Origin of the sequence: uncultured Devosia sp. (genome assembly GCF_913055165.1) — a bacterium.
Taxonomy (GTDB): Bacteria; Pseudomonadota; Alphaproteobacteria; order Rhizobiales; family Devosiaceae; genus Devosia.
Genome location: NZ_CAJXJS010000005.1, coordinates 62,387 through 81,140, shown reverse-complemented (window position 1 = coordinate 81,140; position 18,754 = coordinate 62,387). Strand labels below are relative to the sequence as shown.

The 18,754-nt window shown below is 62.0% G+C and carries 17 protein-coding genes; 13 read left to right on the top strand and 4 right to left on the bottom strand.

What is annotated here, in order from left to right; genetic code table 11:
* The first annotated feature begins 63 nt into the window (after positions 1-63).
* Positions 64-462, top strand: a complete 399-nt coding sequence (locus tag QZ564_RS03350; RefSeq protein WP_297104558.1) for a DUF1801 domain-containing protein — start codon at positions 64-66, stop codon at positions 460-462.
* Between the two features lie 30 nt (positions 463-492).
* Here the strand turns inward: QZ564_RS03350 and QZ564_RS03345 are convergent, their stop codons facing one another.
* Entirely contained in the window at positions 493-945 is a 453-nt protein-coding gene (locus QZ564_RS03345; RefSeq protein WP_297104553.1) for an Lrp/AsnC family transcriptional regulator, read from the bottom strand.
* A gap of 266 nt (positions 946-1,211) precedes the next feature.
* Here QZ564_RS03345 and QZ564_RS03340 point away from each other — a divergent pair, with 266 nt between their 5' ends.
* The 7 genes from QZ564_RS03340 to murD all read left to right on the top strand — a co-directional run bounded on the left by QZ564_RS03340 (position 1,212) and on the right by murD (position 8,325).
* Positions 1,212-2,039 (top strand): transporter substrate-binding domain-containing protein, encoded by an 828-nt coding sequence (locus tag QZ564_RS03340; RefSeq protein WP_297104549.1) that lies wholly within the window; start codon positions 1,212-1,214, stop codon positions 2,037-2,039.
* Between the two features lie 64 nt (positions 2,040-2,103).
* Positions 2,104-2,778, top strand: a complete 675-nt coding sequence (locus QZ564_RS03335; protein WP_297104547.1) for an amino acid ABC transporter permease — start codon at positions 2,104-2,106, stop codon at positions 2,776-2,778.
* Positions 2,775-3,440, top strand: a complete 666-nt coding sequence (locus tag QZ564_RS03330; RefSeq protein WP_297104544.1) for an amino acid ABC transporter permease — start codon at positions 2,775-2,777, stop codon at positions 3,438-3,440. The genes QZ564_RS03335 and QZ564_RS03330 overlap by 4 nt, the downstream gene beginning before the upstream one ends.
* Positions 3,427-4,152 (top strand): amino acid ABC transporter ATP-binding protein, encoded by a 726-nt coding sequence (locus tag QZ564_RS03325; RefSeq protein WP_297104541.1) that lies wholly within the window; start codon positions 3,427-3,429, stop codon positions 4,150-4,152. Before QZ564_RS03330 ends, QZ564_RS03325 begins: the two co-directional genes overlap by 14 nt.
* 200 nt (positions 4,153-4,352) lie before the next feature.
* Positions 4,353-5,564 (top strand): serine hydrolase, encoded by a 1,212-nt coding sequence (locus QZ564_RS03320; protein ID WP_297104538.1) that lies wholly within the window; start codon positions 4,353-4,355, stop codon positions 5,562-5,564.
* Positions 5,565-5,693: 129 nt separating this feature from the next.
* Entirely contained in the window at positions 5,694-7,025 is a 1,332-nt protein-coding gene (locus QZ564_RS03315; RefSeq protein WP_297104535.1) for a hypothetical protein, read from the top strand.
* Positions 7,015-8,325: a UDP-N-acetylmuramoyl-L-alanine--D-glutamate ligase gene (murD, locus tag QZ564_RS03310; RefSeq protein ID WP_297104532.1), complete on the top strand. Its 1,311-nt coding sequence runs from the start codon at positions 7,015-7,017 to the stop codon at positions 8,323-8,325. The genes QZ564_RS03315 and murD overlap by 11 nt, the downstream gene beginning before the upstream one ends.
* A gap of 6 nt (positions 8,326-8,331) precedes the next feature.
* Here murD and QZ564_RS03305 read toward each other — a convergent pair whose 3' ends face one another.
* Entirely contained in the window at positions 8,332-10,041 is a 1,710-nt protein-coding gene (locus QZ564_RS03305; protein ID WP_297104529.1) for a tetratricopeptide repeat protein, read from the bottom strand.
* A 322-nt stretch (positions 10,042-10,363) separates the two neighbouring features.
* On the opposite strand from QZ564_RS03305, the gene QZ564_RS03300 reads away from it, so the two are divergent.
* Positions 10,364-10,810: a response regulator gene (locus tag QZ564_RS03300; RefSeq protein ID WP_297104526.1), complete on the top strand. Its 447-nt coding sequence runs from the start codon at positions 10,364-10,366 to the stop codon at positions 10,808-10,810.
* Between the two features lie 291 nt (positions 10,811-11,101).
* Here the strand turns inward: QZ564_RS03300 and QZ564_RS03295 are convergent, their stop codons facing one another.
* Complete coding sequence (locus QZ564_RS03295; protein ID WP_297104523.1) at positions 11,102-11,593, bottom strand: MgtC/SapB family protein; 492 nt, start codon at positions 11,591-11,593, stop codon at positions 11,102-11,104.
* 163 nt (positions 11,594-11,756) lie between these two features.
* On the opposite strand from QZ564_RS03295, the gene QZ564_RS03290 reads away from it, so the two are divergent.
* Entirely contained in the window at positions 11,757-13,229 is a 1,473-nt protein-coding gene (locus tag QZ564_RS03290; RefSeq protein ID WP_297104519.1) for a diguanylate cyclase, read from the top strand.
* Between the two features lie 4 nt (positions 13,230-13,233).
* On the opposite strand, the gene QZ564_RS03285 is transcribed toward QZ564_RS03290, so the two are convergent.
* Positions 13,234-13,392 carry a hypothetical protein gene (locus QZ564_RS03285; RefSeq protein ID WP_297104516.1) on the bottom strand — a complete coding sequence of 53 codons (159 nt, stop codon included), beginning with the start codon at positions 13,390-13,392 and terminating at the stop codon, positions 13,234-13,236.
* Between the two features lie 134 nt (positions 13,393-13,526).
* On the opposite strand from QZ564_RS03285, the gene ade reads away from it, so the two are divergent.
* The 3 genes from ade to QZ564_RS03270 all read left to right on the top strand — a co-directional run bounded on the left by ade (position 13,527) and on the right by QZ564_RS03270 (position 18,752).
* Positions 13,527-15,236 carry an adenine deaminase gene (gene ade / locus QZ564_RS03280; RefSeq protein ID WP_297104512.1) on the top strand — a complete coding sequence of 570 codons (1,710 nt, stop codon included), beginning with the start codon at positions 13,527-13,529 and terminating at the stop codon, positions 15,234-15,236.
* Between the two features lie 4 nt (positions 15,237-15,240).
* Positions 15,241-16,869, top strand: coding sequence for a CocE/NonD family hydrolase (locus tag QZ564_RS03275; RefSeq protein ID WP_297104509.1), 1,629 nt, complete (start codon positions 15,241-15,243; stop codon positions 16,867-16,869).
* A 218-nt stretch (positions 16,870-17,087) separates the two neighbouring features.
* Positions 17,088-18,752: a tannase/feruloyl esterase family alpha/beta hydrolase gene (locus QZ564_RS03270; protein ID WP_297104507.1), complete on the top strand. Its 1,665-nt coding sequence runs from the start codon at positions 17,088-17,090 to the stop codon at positions 18,750-18,752.
* Positions 18,753-18,754 lie beyond the last annotated feature (2 nt).

Sequence of the window (18,754 nt, the reverse complement as noted above, 5' to 3'; positions counted from 1 at the left end):
CCCGTCGAAATCCCCATCCCTCCCTCGTCGTCCTCGTATAATCTGATGCCGAGGGAGGCCCGCATGACGACACCCAAGCCCACCACCATCGACGCCTATCACGCTCAACTGGCGGATACCGACCGGGCCGTTTGCGATAGGCTGCGCCACATCATCGATCAGCATTTGCCCGAGGCCGAAAGCAAGATCTGGCATGCCCACCCGGTCTGGTTTCTCGATGGCAATCCGATCGTGGGCTATTCGAAACTCAAGGACAGCGTCCGCCTGCTGTTCTGGAGTGGCCAATCCTTTGAAACGCCGGGCCTTCAGCCCGAAGGCACCTTCAAGGCCGCGGAAGCCCGCTACACTGCGGCCGATCAAATCAACCCGAACGCATTGGTCAGCTGGCTCAACGAGGCCCGCAATATTCAGTGGGACTACAAGAATATCGTCAAACGCAAGGGCCGCCTGGAACGGCTTTGATCAGCCGCCGGCATGAGCGCAGGTCTGCGCTTACAGGGCTGAGTAATTGTCGTCCTTGACGGCTTCCATGACCACGAAGGTAGAGGTGCTCGAGACATAGGGCAGCCGCGAAATGGATTCGGCCAATGTGGCCCGATATGCGTCTATGTTCTCGGTTCGCACCTTGAGCAGGTAGTCGAAGGGCCCGGCGATCAGATGGCACTGCTCGACTTCCTTGACGGCCCGAACCGCTTTCTTGAACTCGCGCAGCGCAGGTTCGCGCGTGTCGCTGAGCTTGAGTTCCACGAAGGCAATGTGGCTCATGCCCAGATGTTTGTAGTTCAGGCTGGCGTGAAACCCCAAAATGATCCCATCGTCGATCAGACGCTTCAAGCGCAGCTGGCAGGGCGTGCGCGAGAGGCCCACCCGATTGGCCAGGTCGACAAGGGAGATGCGGGCATCCTGCAACACCGCCTCAATGATGCGTCTGTCGAACGAGTCCAATAGGCACCCCACAAAGTCATATCTGCCTGCGATCTTGCGCCATTATAGGCATTAAGTCCACCGCCGGAACATATTTGGGCAGATTGACCAAGGTCTGGCGGTTATCGTGGTCATCACTTCTTGCGCGAGGGAACGGGCAGAGGGGAAAGACGCCGGCCTGGTCTGCAGGTAGCTGCCGGCCTTACCAGGGTTGGAGCGACGGATTCAACGCGATCCAGCGACAGGACAGCCAGGAAGTGGCGTTCACAAAGCTTCAGGAGAAACAGATGAGCAAACTCAGGACTTTTTCGTTTTTGGCGCCGGCCATTCTCGCCGCCAGCCTTGCCGCCGCACCGGCCTATGCAGACAAGCTGGACGATGTGCTCAACTCCGGCACGCTGCGTTGCGCCGTGGTTCTGGACTTCCCGCCCATGGGCTACACCGACGCCAATAATGAGCCCGCCGGAATGGACGTCGATATCTGCAAGGACCTGGCCGAACGCATGGGTGTCGAGGCAGAAATCGTCGGCGTGACCTGGGCAGAGCGCATTCCCTCCCTGATCTCCGGACGCTCGGACGTCGCCATCGCGTCCTCGTCTGACTCGCTGGAACGCGCCAAGACCGTCGGATTCTCCATCCCCTACATGGTCTTCCAATTCCAGGCCCTGCTGCCGGCTGACTCGACCGTGACCAGCTGGGACGAACTCAAGGATCTCAATGTCGGCGTTGCCATCGGCACGACCTATGAGTCCGAGCTTCAGGCCTACAAGGACGCCAACTGGACCGACAGCAGCGGCGAAATCACCACCTTCCAGAGCGAGAACGACACCTATCTCGCCGTTTCGCAGGGCCGTGTTGCCGCCGGCATTGCCACCGATACCGCGATTGCCAACATCGTTGCCGCCGACACCTACCAGAACATCAAGGCCGGACCCGTCGCGCCCTTCGGCGCCGACATCGTCGGCTTCATGACCGTGCGCAACGAATATGGCTGGCTGAACTTCCTCAACCTCTACATCAATCGCGCCTATCGCGACGGCACGCTGCAGGACCTGTATGGCAAGCATATCGGCGGCACCATGCCGGACCTGACCACGGCTGGCGTATACTACTAGCAATCCGGATCGAAATCGGCGCTGGCGGCCGGCAAGGCCGCCAGCGCCCTGAGGGACATGCGCGATGGACTATCAGTTCCAGTGGCGGCCAGTTATCCAGGCTCTGCCACAACTGCTTGAAGCGTCCCTGGTGACGCTGCAAGTTTCAGTTCTCTCCATGGGACTGGGCCTGCTCATGGGCCTTGTCCTTTATTTCATCCGCAAGTCGCCGATCCTGCCCTTGCGGGCGTTCGCGACCACGTGGATCGAAGTCGCGCGTAACACGCCCAGCCTGTTCCAGATCTTCATCTTCTACTGGGGGCTGGGTGAATTCGGCATCTTCCTCAGCCCCTATGTCTCGGTTGTCGCCGCGCTCAGCTTCAACTGCGCCGGTTATATGGCCGAAACCTATCGAGGCGGCTTCGCGGCCGTGCCCAAGGGGCAGAACATGGCCGCGCGCACCCTGGGCATGACCGCCTGGCAATCGCTGCGCTATGTCGAACTGCCACAGGTGCTGCGGGCCATCTACCACCCCATGACCAACCAGTTCACCTGGATCATCCTGGCCAGCTCGCTCGGCATGCTGGCCGGACTGCGGGAACTGTCGGGGGAAACCCAGTATTTCAACTCCCGCACGTTCCGCACATTTGAATTCTTCATGGCGGCGGCGGTGATCTACTACGTGATCACCAAGATCGCCCTGCTGGTGCTCAAGGCAATCGGCTGGAACCTGTTCAAGGCAGAGAGGGCCGCCAAATGACGCCGGTCTTTACCTCCCTGCAGTGGAGCGACCTGCTGTTCCTGCTCGAAGGCGCCTGGAATACGATCCTGATTTCTGTCGTCGCCATCATCCTGGGCTCGGTCCTGGGCGCGATCATCGGCTGGCTGATGTCGCTCAAGAACACCGCGCTCAACCTCACCATGATGTCGATCATTGACGTCTTCCGCTCGGTGCCGCTGCTGATCCAGCTCATCCTGTTCGACAGCTTCGTGGCGATTGCGGGATTCCCGCTGCCGCCGTTCTTCTCCGGCACGATCGTCTTGACCGTCTATACCGCGGCGCTTGTCGCCGGGGTCGCTCGCGCCGGAATCGAGGCCGTACCGCCAACCCTGCGCGCAGCCGCCCGGTGTCTTGGGCTGAGCTACTTTCAGGAACTGCGCTACGTCACGTTCCCGGTCGGGCTGCGAACGGCCTTCCCGTCCTGGCTGGGTGTCGCGCTGGCCACCGTCAAGGACTCGGCGCTCGTCTCGGCCATCGGTTATGTCGAGCTGCTGCGCGCCTCGCAGATCCTCAACACCCGGACCCAGGAATCCGTGAAGATCATGCTGCTGGTCGGCGTGCTCTATTTCGCCCTCTCCTATCCATTGTCGCTGCTGGGTAGCCGCTACGAAAAGAAAATGGCATCGAATGATCATCCTTGAGAATGTGCACAAATCCTTCGGCTCGCTGAAAGTGCTCAAGGGCGTCAACCTGACTGTGCATGAAGGCGAAGTCGTCTCCCTGATCGGCGCCTCCGGCTCGGGCAAATCGACCCTGCTCTACTGCATCAATGGCCTGGAAAAGATCGATAGCGGCCGCGTGACGGTGGACGGCACCGATGTCCATGCCAAGGGCACCGACATCAACAAGCTGCGCCAGAAACTGGGCACCGTTTTCCAGCAATGGAACTCCTTCCCGCACCTGACGGCACTGGAAAACGTCGCCCTGGCGCCGCGCGTGGTCTCCAAGCTCGACAAGGCGGCAGCGCGCGAAGTGGCCGCCGCCCAGCTCGAGCGCGTCGGCCTGAAGGACAAATTTGATCACTACCCATCCCAGATGTCGGGCGGCCAGCAGCAGAGGCTGGCCATTGCCCGCGCGCTGGCAATGAAACCCGACTACATGCTGTTCGACGAGGCAACGTCGGCGCTCGACCCCGAGCTGGTCACCGAGGTTCTGGACACCATGCGCATGCTGGCTTCCGACGGCATGACCATGATCGTGGTGACGCACGAAATGAGTTTTGCCCGCGACGTGTCCGATCGCGTCGCCTTCTTCAAGCAGGGTGTCCTGGCTGAAATCGGCCCAGCGCGCGAAGTCATGGAATCGCCCAAGGATCCTGATCTGCAGCGCTTCCTCTCCTCCTCCACGCGATAGCCTTGATAGGCCTTGAAAAAATGGGGCATCGGCGCCGCACAGCTTTTTTTGTTATGCAACATAACATAAATATGCCATGCTCCTTCTGCCATCGGTTCCACTTCAGGTCGGCGAGAGGCCTGCGGCGGAACCGGTGGGCATAGCGGTGATCAATGGGCTCTGGGAGGACCCTTCGCCGCAAAACCAAGGAGGAGATTTCCGTGAACAAGACCCTTATGACGGCCTGTGCGGCCCTGGCCCTGTCTGCGACCGCACCCGCGCTGGCAGACGACGCGCGCTGGCTGACCGACACCATGATCAATGCCCGCGCCGAATTCATGACCCCGGGCCTGAATTACCTGACCTTCCAGCACATCGACACCATGTTCGCGACCCGGACCGTCGCGGCGGGCGGAGACGTCTGGGCGCTGCCCACCGAGACCCGTGATACTGGCGACAGCTTCACTTTCGGCGACCAGACACTGTCGCTGGACGAATTCCTCGAAGCGACCTCGACCAATGCGCTCCTGGTCATCAAGGACGGCACGATCGTCCACGAGACCTATCGCAACGGCATGACCGAGCGGAGCCGTCACATCTCGTTCTCCATGGCCAAATCCTTCCTGGCCACCATGATTGGCATTGCCATTGACGAGGGCAAGATCGGCAGCGTCGAAGACAAGGTCATCGACTACCTCCCGGATTGGGAGGGGTCGGCCTATGCCGAGATCACCATCCGCGACCTGCTGGAAATGCGCTCCGGCATCGCCTGGCTGGAAGTCTACGAGTTCGGCAGCGATACCCAGCTGACCGAAGTCCATGACAATTCGCTAGTCGCCTACAATTATCGCTGGTGCGACTACGCCCGCGACCGCGCGGAAAAGGGCGAAGCGCCGGGTACCGTCTTCAACTATTCCACCCTCGACACCTCCGTATTGGGTTGCGTTCTGGAAGCGGCCATTGGCGGCAAGGGTGCCGACTACATGAGCGAAAAGATCTGGCAGCCTGCCGGAATGGAGGCAGATGCCTATTACCTCATGGACGGGCCGGATTCGGTCGGCCGCGAGTTCTATGGCGCCGGCTACAATGCCACACTGCGCGACTATGGACGGTTCGGCCTGATGATGCTCAATGACGGCATGGCCAATGGCGAGCAGCTCGTCCCGCAGGATTGGGTTGCCGCCTCGACCGTCGCAGCGCCGGACCTGGACGTCGTCGATCCCGTGGACAATCTCGGTTATGGCTACCAGTGGTGGACTGTCCCCGGCACCACGGCCTACACCGCCCAGGGCCTGTTCAATCAGTATGTCTATGTCGACAACGATACCGACACGGTCATCGTCAAGCTCGCCTCGCCCGCCAGCCCGCTCGGCTGGGGCGTCGACAATCTGGCCTTCTTCAGATCCGTAGTCGAGACCGTCAGCCAGCCCTGACAATCCAGGCACGCCTACGCGGAACAAACCTGCTTGGGGCCGATCTGTCGGCCCCTTCTTGGCTTTCACGCCCCACTCCCGTCACAGGCGCAAATCACCTATATGGTGATCAAAGCCAGCGAGTAGCCCGTGACCGAATTCTTCCGCATCGAAAACCCCTCCTTTGACCCCGACACTGGCGAAGCGCGCTTTCCCTATACGCTGAACGGGCTTGCCTTCACCGAGGTACTGACCCTGCCCGCGGGCGCCGATGCCACAGCGGCCGCGTCCCCGGCCTTCGAAAAGCTGCTCGACCTCACCGCCCTGGTGCTCGGCGTCTCCTATTTTAAGCTGCGCGCGCCCTTCGCCATTCAAGCGCCGGGCATTCCGCTGACCGAGGGCGAGCGCGCCTTCGTCATCGATGTGTACGAAAATGGCCTGGGCGAATTCTACGCCCGCAACAACCTGTCCCGCTTCGGCAAGCTGGAGCTGGCTGCGCCTGAAGATTCCGTCGGGCGCAGGGCGGCACCGAACCTCCCCGAGCGCACGCTGCTGCCCATTGGCGGGGGCAAGGATTCCCTCGTCAGCGTCGACCTGCTGACACACACAGGACAACAGTTCACGCCCTTTGCGGTCAATCCCAAGGGCCCGATCGTGACCTCGGTGGAAGCCATCGGCACCAATCCGCTCTATGTCACCCGGACGCTCGACCGCGAGATGATCCGGCTGGGCCAGGAGCCCGGATACTTCAACGGTCACGTCCCCTCGACGGCGATCAACTCCATGATTGCAGCGCTCTGCGCCCTGCTGTTCGGCTACGACCAGATCGTGCTGAGCAACGAACGGTCCGCCAGCGAGGGCAATGTCATGTTCGACGGGCGCGAGACCAATCACCAATATTCCAAGTCGCTCGGTTTCGAGCTTCTGATCGCCGACACCCTGGCCAATGCCACCGGAGGGGCGCTGAAATACTTCTCATTGCTGCGTCCCTATTCGGAGGCGCGTATCGCCTCGCTCTTCACCAAGGAAAGCAAGTTCGACAGCGTCTTTTCCAGCTGCAACCGCAATTTCCGCCTGAATGGCAATGACGGTGCCCTCTGGTGCGGCGAGTGCCCAAAGTGCCATTTCGTGTTCCTGATCTTTGCGCCCTTCATGGCCAAGGAACGGCTACTCAGGATTTTCGGCAAGAACCTGCTCAATGAACCGGCCAATGAGCAGTCCTTCCGCGAACTGGCGGGTCTCACCGGCCAGAAGCCCTGGGAATGCGTTGGTGAAATCCTTGAGGCCGCAGCCTGCTTTTATACCCTCACCCGCCACGCTGACTGGCACGAGGACGCCATTGTGCGCGCCATCAAGGCGGACCTTTTTGCCCAATATGGCGAGGAAAAGCTGCAGCGGGCCATGGCCGAATGCCTGACCGACAGTCACGATCATCATATTCCCCCGGCGCTTGCCGCCAAGGTGGCCGCCTATGCGGTTTGAGGAACCGGTCCTGCTCTATGGCGCCGGGCGCGAGGCCCTGTCCACCCGCGCCTTTCTCAAGGCCCGTCAGCCCGATCTCAAGGTCTATGTGACGGTCGATAGCGGCGCGGCCGACATCCCCGATGCCGAACAGATCGCCGCCGAGGATCTGCCCACCGCCATCAGGGCCCACCGTTTCGGTCTCATCGTCAAAAGTCCCGGCGTGTCGCGCTACAAGCCGGTCTTCGACATCGCCCGCGATGCCGGCATACCTGTGACCTCCAATCTCAATCTGTGGGGCGCCGCCTACCGGCATGACCGGACGGTCATCGCCATCACCGGCACCAAGGGCAAGTCAACCACGGCCACACTCACCCATCTGATGCTGACGCGATCCGGCATCGATGCGGGCCTGGCGGGCAATGTCGGCCTGCCCCCCCTGGAAATCGCCGACAAGCACCCTGTCATTGTCTTTGAATTATCGAGCTACCAGACGGCCGACATGAACTTCCTGCCCGATGTGGCAGCGCTCACCAATCTCTACCCCGAGCATGTCGATTGGCATGGTTCGGTCGAACGCTACTACGCAGACAAGCTGCACCTGATTGATCGCGATGGTAGCTTTGCCGTGGCCCTGGGCGTAGCTGCCCGCTCCAATGCGCTGGTCGCCAGGGCCGTGCGCGATCACCGCCGCCTCCTGCCCGCCCTGACAGAAGATCAGAATCTGCTCATCGAAACCGCGGTGTCGCGCTCACGCCTGCGTGGGGCCCACAACCTCGAAAACGCACTGCTTGCCGCGCAGATCGCGCTGGGCGTGGGTGGCACAATGGACGGCATTGTGCAGGGTATCGCGGCCTTTCGCCCCTTGCCGCACCGGCTCGAGGAACATCAGTTCGGCGGCATCACCGTGGTCAACGACTCCATTTCCACCACGCCCGAAGCCACCAAGGCCGCACTGGCCGCCTATCCTGGACGTCGCATCGCCCTGATTGCGGGCGGCCACGAGCGCCAGCAGGACTATGCGGAGCTGGCCGGCCTCCTGACGCAAAGAGGCGTTCGCCTGCTGGCGACACTTCCCGTAACCGGTTTCCGTCTCGCCCAGGCGACCGGAGAACGGGCTCCAGAGGTCACAGTCATCCAGTGTCCAGATCTGGATCACGCCGTAAAGGCCCTCATCGAAGAGCGGAAGCACTTCGACACCCTCATACTGTCCCCCGGGGCTCCGTCCTATAATCAGTTCAAGAACTTCGAGGAGCGCGGCTCCCGCTTTGTCGACCTGTGCCGGACGCTTCTGGGCGAGAAGCACCCGGTCTCCGGTTGAAAGGCATCAATAGCTCGTATCCAGGCTGGTGACCGGCACCCCGGCCCGCATCAGGCCAGTTCCGATTTCGTCGAGAAGGGCGGTGTCTGTCACCCGCTGCGCCAGGCGATTCATAACGCCCGATTGGCGAAAGGACGGGATGTCCAGCACGCGCGCCAATTGCTGTGCCACCATGGCGCTGTCGCCGGAGCGTTGGGCCGACAACAGTGCGAATATGGCGCCCAATTCCACATCCAGCCGGGCACAGCGCTGGGCGTGGCTGAGCGACTTTCGGTAGTCCGCGGCAAAATAGGCGGCAATTGCCGGCACGCAATAATACCAGTCCGGCACCTGGGTTTGCGGCACCGCCCCAATAGCTCGCTGCGCCGCCGGAATGGCAGCGTCCAGCCTGCCAATTAACGCCATATGGCGGGCATGGGCAGCCAGGGCATCGATATTGGCCGGATTGATCTGCAGCGCTGTCCCATAGGCGGATTCAGCCCTGTCATGCCGCCCCATCAATTCATCCAGCCGTGCCCTTTGCTCCCACACAAAGCTGCTCGTCGGGTCGGCCTGTACCGCTTCGTCCATCAGCTCATCGGCGTAGGCCAGGCGGTCCTCCGGCGTCATCAGCGCATCGGCGCCACCCCCCAGGCCTTCGGCAACCAGGCTTGCTTCACCCGCCAACACATTGCCATTTCGGCGCACCGGGTCAGGCAGGCCATCCATGCAGGCGCGCACCCGCTCGGCCAGGCCCACCGATTGCACGCTGCGATACATGGTGAACAGCACGCCGCAGAGGTAGAAATTCTCCTGTCCCTCGATATCGGTCTGCGCCAGCAGCTCCCTCGCCCGATCATGCAGCGGACCACGCGTTCCGCCCAGCAGCAGGATCAACTCCTGCGAAATCGCATCGACACCACCGCTGCGTGCAAACTGTTCGCGCGGCACTGAGGTAGACCAGTTCCAGACAATGGAATTGGTGGCCATCTCCGTCAGAATGGCACTGATCTGATAATTCTCGGCCAGGGTAGGATCGGCGCGGACAATCCCGGTCAGGGCATAGTCCGGCGCCTCCCCCTGCTCCTGACTCCCGCGGCCGCCGAGATAGGCCTTGACCACCAGTAGCGGGGCGAAATCGGTCACTAGCTCGATCGCCAAGGCCGAAATGGCGGGCGTGATATTGCTTTCGCCCGTCAGGTTCTGAAACTCCATCACCCGCAGGCTCGGCTCCTGGATCGCGCCGCTGGATGCGTTCTGCTGGCCCTGCCGTGGACCCAGCGTCGATAGCGAATAGGCCAGCGCGATCGCCCCCAGGGTCAACACCAGCAGCACAAACCAAGACACCGTCACATGGCCGCGCGGCGCCGTGTTCTCGGCGGCGGGGTCGGGAGCGCTAATAGTCGCATCTGTCTGGGGGGGCGGCTCATGCCCGACAGCTACTTCCGCGAACTCAGGAACATATCGGCCAATCGGCAACTGGATCTGCAGCCTCTCCTGGGCTCCAGGTCCCCTGTAATACTGATCCAGAAGGGACCTCAATCGCCTTGCCTGCACACGAACGATCGGGTCCGCCTGGGGGTCGAAGTCCGGTGAACGGCCAAAGACATCGACAGCAATTGTGTAGGCCTTGATCGATTGGCCTTCGCCGTTGAGTCGGCGTTCAACGATATAAGAGAGGAAACTCGCCAACTGCGGAGAGCGCGCAATTTCGGGCCAGTCAAGCAGGCGCTTCAACGCCTGGCCTACCTCCTCCCGATCCGGTTGAGCGCCCAAGACACAAACCTCCCGCAGCCTGGGCAAGATTGTGACTCTTTACATGTAAAACGCAAGGCAACTTACCCCCGTTTAACCCGATTTTGCCTCCCTCGACGCACGTGATTGCATCATACGCCACCCCGTCGACGTCACGAACTCGACATGTTTTCCAGCGGCTAGGCCCCGCCGGACGTGTTCTACAATCCGAATAAGCCACTCTGTCTTGGGACATTACGGTCTCGAGCGGAACTGGCGTTTTTGTTGTGTTCGACCCCTGCGCGGCGCAGGGATGAGGTGGCTCTTGAGTAACGCATCGGACGATTTGCCCTTCATCGCCCTGATCGATGATGACGGACATTCTGCGTATTTGCTGACCCGTATGCTCAAGGCACACGGGGCGCCAGAGGTGAAGCACTTCGGCTCGCCGGAGGCTGGCGAGAGCTTCCTTGCCGATTGCCTCGCCGACGTCGAACGCGAGTGGCCGGGCCTGGTGATCGTTGATCTCAAGGCCCATAGCGGCGCCAATCTGGAATTTGTGGCGCGCAACCATGCGCGACTACGCCAGAAAGGTGTCCCTCTCGTGGTCATGACACAGACCACCGACCGGACCGGTCGGCAGTCGCTGCACGATGCCGGCGCTGCGGCGGTGTTTTTCCGGCAAGCCGATCTCGATGCCTACCGGCACGAAGCGGCAGCCATAGTCAGTTTCTGGGCGCGCAATCAGCGCCTAGATGCGGTTGGCATGTAGCTCCTGCGTCCACAGGTTGCATGCCTTACGGCGGAGAGTGACGCTGCGTGTCGATCGTTAGGTCGGCCTGCATTCCCAAGTGTCCTCTCCGCCCCCAGAAAAGGTTGGCGGTCTGCACCACCGTCAACCCTCATGCGCGGTCCCTGCCTTTTGTGGATTTGGCGCACGGGCGCGGATGCGACACCTCCCGGTCGTGTCCGTACGGGGGGAGAAGCAAATTGCCGCGACGCATGTCCCTCAGCGTCAGCTGGCACGCCTGTTTGCTTCTCCCCGCGGCCCTCACCTTGCGGTTTAATCCCGCGGCCGGTCCTTTTCGCCAATGATATGATGCGCGAACGCCCGCAGTGCGGCCATCACCAGCACAGCCAGCAACGCGGTCCCGGCTGCAATCAGATAGTAGCCTAGCGCGGTGGCGACCCCGACGGCTCCGGCCAACCACATCCCCGCGCCGGTTGTCAGACCCTGAACGCCCGCGCCGCTCCGGAATATTGCGCCCGCTCCGAGAAAGGCAATTCCCGCCGTCACCGCTTCAACGGCACGGATGGGATCAGGATTGGTTTGGGTCGCATCCTGAATGGTGTGGAAGATTTCGAAGGCCAAAATGGTGAACAGCGTCGCTGCCACCGAGATCAGGATGTGTGTCCTGAGCCCGGCCTCAGCCGTGTGAATCTCCCGCTCAAAGCCGATCAGAGCCCCCAGTGCTGCAGCAATAGCGAGGCGAATGCCAATGATATGGGCGGGAAGATAGGTTTCCACCAGGCCGAAACTGTTGCCGATATCCATTTGGGAAATCTCTAGGGTGACGCTGAGATGACAACACGCCAGCCCAGATCGGGTTCCCGGCCAGGCAACCGGTCGTTAACGCAGAGATGGGTCGTTCGGCGACTATTAAGCGCCCGCTAACGGGCCCGAAGGAACATTGCCGGCGCAACGTTCGGGGGCAAAGATGCGAAAATCGGGGTCGCACTTCACGGTTCGGTTTCTGCTGCCCATCGCGGCCGTGGCCGGCATCACTGTCGCGGCGCTGGCCGGATTCCTCGCCTGGTCGGCTCAACGGATCGACGCTGAAGCCATGTCCCGGGACCGCCTCCTGCTCGAACGGGCTATCGAGGAATTGCAGACCCAGATGTTCCTTGCACAGGAAGAACTAGCCACCTGGGATGAGGCCGTGGAGGCGGTAATCGCCAACGACCGGGAGTGGCTGGCCGACAATCTCGGCGCCGCTGCATATGACACCTTTGGCCACAGCCGCAGCCTGGTCATGGATCGCAAGGGCAATGTCCTGGTTGCCCTGCGCGACGGCGGGCAGGTTCGCTCCAAGGCCATTGCCGATGCCGCCGCCGACATCCTGCCGCTGGTAGAGCAGCTCAACAGCGTCGATGCCGATGCGCGCATATCAGCCTACAATGCCGGTGTAGCCGACGAGCCGCCCCAGGCCATGGCCTTCTCCTTGTTTGAGAACCAGCCCGCCTTGGTCGCGGCCATGCCCATTCTCTCCTACAGCGGCAACAACGCTCCCGAGGTGGGCACCGAGGCCATCTACGTGTCGGTGCTTCTGCTCGATGCCGAACTTGCGGCCGATCTTGGCGATCAATACCGCATCGACCATCTAGCATTCGACAGTGACCCAAGTCCTGAAGCTACCGCCCTACCCGTCGGCAGCTCGTCCGAACACCCCATCGCCTGGCTAGTCTGGCAGCCCGACCGGCCCGGCTCCAGGCTCTTGCAAGCGGCCATGCCGGCCTTGTTCTCGGCCCTGCTGATTGGCCTCATTATCGTCGGCCTTCTTCTCAACAGCCTGCTCCGCGCCCTCACCGCCCTGCAATCCGAGCGGGAAGAGGCCAGTCACATGGCACTGCATGATCCGCTCACCGGGCTGGGCAACCGCAGCCTCTTCCGCACCCGCCTCAACGACAGCTTCCGCGCCATGCCCGCAGGTGAGCCTCGCTTGGCCGTGCTGGCGCTCGACCTCGACCGGTTCAAGCAGGTCAATGACACGATGGGCCACCAGGCGGGCGACGAGTTGCTCACCGCCGTCGCAGACCGCCTTGGAGCGCTGATGCGGCCCGAAGACACCCTGATCCGTTTCGGTGGCGACGAATTTGCTATCATCATGCCGGGCATCACGACCCATGCTGAACCTCAAAAGCTCGCCCAGGCCATCATAGACACCCTGTCCCGGCCGATTGGTCTCGCGGCCGGCCAGGCATCAATCGGGGTCAGCATCGGCATTGCGACGGCGCCCGATTTCGCCCGCAGCGAAACCGAGATCCTGCGCTTTGCTGATGACGCCCTCTACCGGGCCAAGAATGGCGGCCGCAACCGCTATTGTCTCTACAGGTTCGACATAATGCCCGAACCCGCCCGGCGAGAGGCGGAATTACGCGAGGCCCTGGCCACTTCGCGGGCCAAAGCCTGATGGGTCACGCCGGCGCCGGCTGCATCATCGCGTAGACGATGTAGACAATGGCAAACAGCACCACGATCCCGACTAGCGAAGCGATCAGTACGCGCAGGTTCATCTTGCGCGGATTGCCCTGCCGCACCTCAGTGGTGTTCTTGTCCGGATCGTAGGTTTCCATGTGACGCTCCTTTTCTTGATCAACCAGACCAACGGGCGCCGCTCTTGAGAGTTCCTTGTCCAGCGTTCACAGGGACTTGACGAGGCGCTGCCGGAAGCGGACCTTTCGGCATGATCAACAATGAGAATAACACCATGACCAGCTCCGCCTTGCTCAGCCGCATGATCATGGCAGGACAGGGCAAGGCACCAGCCGATCTGGTCATCCGCAATATCGGTCTGCTGGACGTCATTACCGGCGCGGTCACCACCACCGACATCGCCATCGTCGCCGACCGCATTGTGGGCACTCACGGACAGTACCAAGGCGAACAGACCATCGACGGCACCGGTCGCTTTGCCGTGCCGGGGTTTATCGACACGCATCTGCACATCGAGTCCTCGCTCGTCACCCCATTGGAATTCGACCGCTGCGTGCTGCCTCACGGCGTCACCACCGTACTCTGTGATCCCCATGAGATCGCCAATGTGCTCGGCGCTGAAGGCATCCGCTACTTCCTCGATTGTGCCGAGCGCACCATCATGGACGTCCGCGTGAACCTGTCCTCCTGCGTGCCTGCCACTGCCTTCGAAACAGCCGGGGCGCAACTGGAGATCGACGACCTCCTGCCCTTCCGCGCGCACCCCAAGGTTGTTGGCCTGGCCGAAATGATGAATTTCCCCGGCGTGCTCAATGCCGATCCGGGCATTCTGGCCAAGCTGGTGGCCTTCCAGGACGGACATATCGACGGGCATGCCCCTTTATTGCGGGGGGAAGCGCTCAACGGCTATCTGGCCGCCGGCATCCGCACAGACCACGAGGCGACCAGCGCTACGGAGGCGCGCGAGAAGCTGAGCAAGGGCATGGCAATCCTCATCCGAGAGGGCTCAGTCTCCAAAGACCTGAATGCCCTGGCCGAAATCCTGGACGAGAACACCTCCAGCTTCGTTGCCCTATGCACCGATGACCGCAATCCCCTGGACATCGCCGAGGAAGGGCACCTCGATAGTTCCATTCGACGCCTTATCGCCAAAGGCCGCCCCCTGCACCATGTCTACCGCGCAGCCAGCCATTCGGCGGCGCGCATTTTCGGCCTGAGCGACCGGGGTCTGGTCGCCCCCGGCTGGCGTGCCGACATCGCCATTCTCGACAGCCTCGAGGATTGCCGTGTCTCCGACGTCATCGCTGGCGGACGCCTGGTCACACCGCAATTATTCGAAACGCGTGGCGCGGTCTCCCCGGTTGGCTTGCGGTCCATGAAGGCCAGGCCGGTCACCGCCAATGCCTTCGTCACCGAGCCCAAGACCGGTCAGAACCGCGTGCCCGTCATCGGGGTCAAGCCTGGCCTTATCCTCACCTTCCGCGAAGAGGCGACCCTCGCCAGCACCGAGCAGGGCCTGCAGCCCGATCTGGACGCCGATGTCATCAAGGTCGCCGTCATCGAGCGCCATGGCCGGAACGGCAATATCGGTCGCAGCTTTGTCACCGGCTTCGGGTTGAAACGGGGCGCCATTGCCTCCTCGGTGGGTCATGACAGCCACAACATCACCGTGGTCGGCGCCACCGATCGGGACATGGCCGCCGCAGTCAACCGACTGATCGAACTCGGCGGCGGCTTCGTGGTCGCCGACGCTGGGCAAGTGACGGCCGAACTGGCCCTGCCCCTTGCGGGTCTCATGAGCCTCAAGAGCTTTGAAGAAGTGGCCCATGATCTCCACCTTTTGCGCGACGCCGCCAAGGCGCTTGATTGCGTCCTACCCGAACCCTTCCTGCAGGTGGCTTTCCTCGCCCTGCCTGTCATCCCGCACCTCAAGATGACCGATCGTGGCCTGTTCGACGTCGACAAGTTCGACTTTGTGAGCTGACCTGATGAGCCTCTCCTCCCTCTATCTGGCATGGGTGGAGGATCTGCCGCCGCGCCTCAATGGTGTGCGCAAGCGCCGGGGTCTGTCCCTGACGATGGACGACGGGGTAGTCCTGAAGACCGACCACTATGCGCCAGACACGCCCGGGCCCCACCCGACCATTCTGATGCGCCTGCCTTATGGGCGACGCGGCTTTGGCGGCATAGCCGAGGCCTATGCCGAGCGTGGCTTTCACGTCATCATCCAGGCCTGCCGCGGCACCGAACGCTCTGGTGGCGAATTCGACCCTTTTGCCAATGAGCGCGCGGATGGCCTCGCGACATTGGCTTGGATCAAGCAACAAGACTGGTTTGACGGGCGCATTGGCCTGACTGGCCCGAGCTATCTCGGTTACGCCCAATGGGCGATCTGCGATGCCCTGCCCGAGACCGCCGCCCTGGCAACCAAGGTCACCACGGCGAACTTCCGCCCGGTCGTTTTCCCCTCAGGCGCCTTCCATCTCAATCTCTGGCTCTCCTGGGTGCAGGTCGTGGAGGGATTGCGCCGAAAGCCGATAACTACCGCGGCCCGCATGTTCTCCGGAGACATCGAGCGCCGCACAGAGCGGGCCGCCGCGACGCTGCCCCTGCTCGAGGCCGACAAGGTCGCCGTGGGACACAAGGTCAGTTTCTGGCGTCATTGGTTCGAACATGCGATCGCCAATGACGCCTTCTGGGCCGAACTCGACCACCGCCACAGGCTGACGAGCAAGACCCCGCCCGTTCACTTCATCTCCGGTTGGTACGACTTCATGCTGGACCCGCTGCTGGAAGACTACCAGAAGCTGGTTTCACTTGGGCACCGCCCCTTTCTGACCATCGGAACCTGGTTCCACGTCGCCGAGGAACTGCAGCGCGACAACTTGCGGGAGACCCTGATCTGGATGCGTGCGTGGTTGATGAGCGATAAGTCTCAGCTGCGCCGCCGCCCCGTCCGCATCCACATTTCAGGACGCGACGAATGGCACGAGTTCGACGCTTATCCACCGGGCCCGCCATCTCCGCAGACCCTTTTTGTCGGCAATAGTGGAGCCTTGACGTCCACCTGCGCGGAAACCGGGGAGACCGATCGATACCGCTACGATCCGGCTGACCCGACACCCAATCTTGGCGGCGCCATATTCGCTTTTACGGAAGCTGGCGCCGTGGACAATGCGCGCCTCGAAGACCGCGCCGACGTTCTCACCTACACCGGCCGGGTGTTGACCAGCGAGTTGATAGTGATCGGCCAGTGCCAAGTGACCCTTACGGCCCGCGCCAGCCTGCCTCATGCCGATTTCTTCGTCCGTCTGAACGATGTCGATTCCGCAGGAGTATCGCGAAACATTTGCGACGGCTTCGTCCGGGTGACGCCGGACACCCCGACCGATGCAGACGGCGCCTGGCACCTGACTTTTCCCCTGCACGCAACGGCTCACAGCTTCCGCCCCGGCCACCGCCTGCGTCTGCTGATCGCCTCAGGCGCTCACCCGCGATATGCGCGCAATATGGGGACTGGCGAGCCGATCAACACGGCCATCGACATGGTCGCCAATGACGTGGTGATCGAGCGGGCCGGCACATCCATCACCCTCCCGACCTACGCTCTGACCTGAGGCACGCACCTCATTTTCGCGGCGCGGCACTTGTCCACAGCACACCCTTGTCGGCCGGCTGAATCGATAAATCTCAGCTCACTGAAATGCCTGCGATTTTCGGGCGCCGTCACACGCGCCGGTCAAGCCTCTCAGCCTCCTCCAGGCCGAGGCCTTGCTCGATTTGATATTCTACATAACAATCAGGGTGCATCGCGGATGCTCTAAGGGAGGAGAAAATGACTTCAGTTTGGCGGAATTCCGTCGCGCTGGGCACGTTGCTGGCAGCTGCTGGCTGGGCCGGAGTGGCCCAGGCCCAAGCCATCGACTGCGGCCAACTCGTTGGGCATGATTTCGGGGTGGAGGACCTCGTGATTGCCGAGGCTACACCGACGCCGGTTGGAGACGAGGCACCGGTCGCTCATTGTTTGGTTCGCGGCCATGTCGGGGAGCGCACCGGCATTGATGGCAATATCTACAAGGTCAGCTTTGAGCTCCGCTTGCCGGACGACTGGAACGGTCGTTTCGTGCACCAGTTCAATGGCGGCAATGATGGCACCGTCGTCCCCGCCATGGGCAATCTGTTCAATGGCGATCCGGCCGATTCAGCCCTGTCCCGCGGCTATGCCGTGGTCTCCAGCGATGCCGGCCATGATGGTTCGGTTCATCCCGAGGCAGGTCTGGCGGGTGGCGCGAAGTTCGGCTTCGACCCCGAGGCGCGCAGCGACTACGGCTATGGCGCAGTGATGAAGCTCAATCCTGTCGCCACCAAGCTGGTCGAGGACTATTATGGCGAGGCGATCGCCTATAGCTATGGCGTCGGTGCCTCCAATGGCGGCCGCCATGCCATGGTACAGGCGACGCGTTCACCCGAGGCCTTCGATGGCATCCTGGCGGCCTTTCCCGGCTTCAACCTGCCGCGCGCTGCAATCCAGCACGCCTGGGACATCCAGAGCTTCAAGGCGATCAGCGGCGATGTGCGCACGGCCTTCAAGCCCGAAGACCTCAAGCTGGTTTCCGACGCCGTCCTCAACGCCTGCGACAGCCTTGATGGCCTCGAAGACGGCGTCATCGCCGACAGCCCCGCTTGCCAGTCGACTTTCGACATTTCGACGCTCACTTGCGAGGGCAACGCCACCGAGGCCTGCCTGAGCCCGGCCCAGGTCGAGGCTCTGCGACGCATCCATGCCGGCCCTACCAATTCCAAGGGCGAGGCTCTCTATTCCAACTGGGCGTGGGATCGTGGCATTGAATCGGGCGACTGGCGCTTCTGGAAGCTTGAGAGCCCCATTCCGCCCTGGGATAACATGCCGCTCATTGCCACCATGGGCGCATCATCTCTCGCACAGATTTTCTCCAACCCGCCAGTCCAGGTGGAAGGCAGCCCAGCCGCCCTGGAGCAGTTCCTGCTCGGCTATGACTTCGATACCGACGCCACCGTCGATGCCACCGATGCGACATTCACGGAGTCTCCCATGGACTTCATGACACCGACTGACGTGGACAACCCCGAAATGGCCGACTTCCGCGACGCCGGGGGCAAGATGATCGTCTTCCACGGCATGAGCGATCCGGTCTTCTCGGCCCTCGACACCATCCGCTGGTATGAGCAACTCGATGCCAATAATGGCGGCAATGCCGAGGATTTCGCCCTGCTCTACACCGTACCCGGCATGGGCCATGGCTCGGGCAGCCCGGCCACCGACAAGTTCGATGCGTTTACGGCTCTGGTCGAATGGGTCGAAAATGGCACATCCCCGTCTCACCTGGTCGCCACAGCCACCCCGGACAATCAATATGTCCCGGATCTCATCGACGCGACCCGCAAGCTCTGCCCGCATCCGCTTGTCGCCCGCTATGCTGGCGGCGACGAAAAGAGCCACGAGAGCTTCACCTGCGAATAATA

Coding starts and splice junctions, on each gene's coding strand:
- QZ564_RS03350 (WP_297104558.1), top strand. CDS start 64: ATGACGACACCCAAGCCCACCACCATCGACGCCTATCACGCTCAACTG.
- QZ564_RS03340 (WP_297104549.1), top strand. CDS start 1,212: ATGAGCAAACTCAGGACTTTTTCGTTTTTGGCGCCGGCCATTCTCGCC.
- QZ564_RS03335 (WP_297104547.1), top strand. CDS start 2,104: ATGGACTATCAGTTCCAGTGGCGGCCAGTTATCCAGGCTCTGCCACAA.
- QZ564_RS03330 (WP_297104544.1), top strand. CDS start 2,775: ATGACGCCGGTCTTTACCTCCCTGCAGTGGAGCGACCTGCTGTTCCTG.
- QZ564_RS03325 (WP_297104541.1), top strand. CDS start 3,427: ATGATCATCCTTGAGAATGTGCACAAATCCTTCGGCTCGCTGAAAGTG.
- murD (WP_297104532.1), top strand. CDS start 7,015: ATGCGGTTTGAGGAACCGGTCCTGCTCTATGGCGCCGGGCGCGAGGCC.
- QZ564_RS03295 (WP_297104523.1), bottom strand. CDS start 11,593: ATGGATATCGGCAACAGTTTCGGCCTGGTGGAAACCTATCTTCCCGCC.
- QZ564_RS03290 (WP_297104519.1), top strand. CDS start 11,757: ATGCGAAAATCGGGGTCGCACTTCACGGTTCGGTTTCTGCTGCCCATC.
- QZ564_RS03285 (WP_297104516.1), bottom strand. CDS start 13,392: ATGGAAACCTACGATCCGGACAAGAACACCACTGAGGTGCGGCAGGGC.
- ade (WP_297104512.1), top strand. CDS start 13,527: ATGACCAGCTCCGCCTTGCTCAGCCGCATGATCATGGCAGGACAGGGC.
- QZ564_RS03275 (WP_297104509.1), top strand. CDS start 15,241: ATGAGCCTCTCCTCCCTCTATCTGGCATGGGTGGAGGATCTGCCGCCG.
- QZ564_RS03270 (WP_297104507.1), top strand. CDS start 17,088: ATGACTTCAGTTTGGCGGAATTCCGTCGCGCTGGGCACGTTGCTGGCA.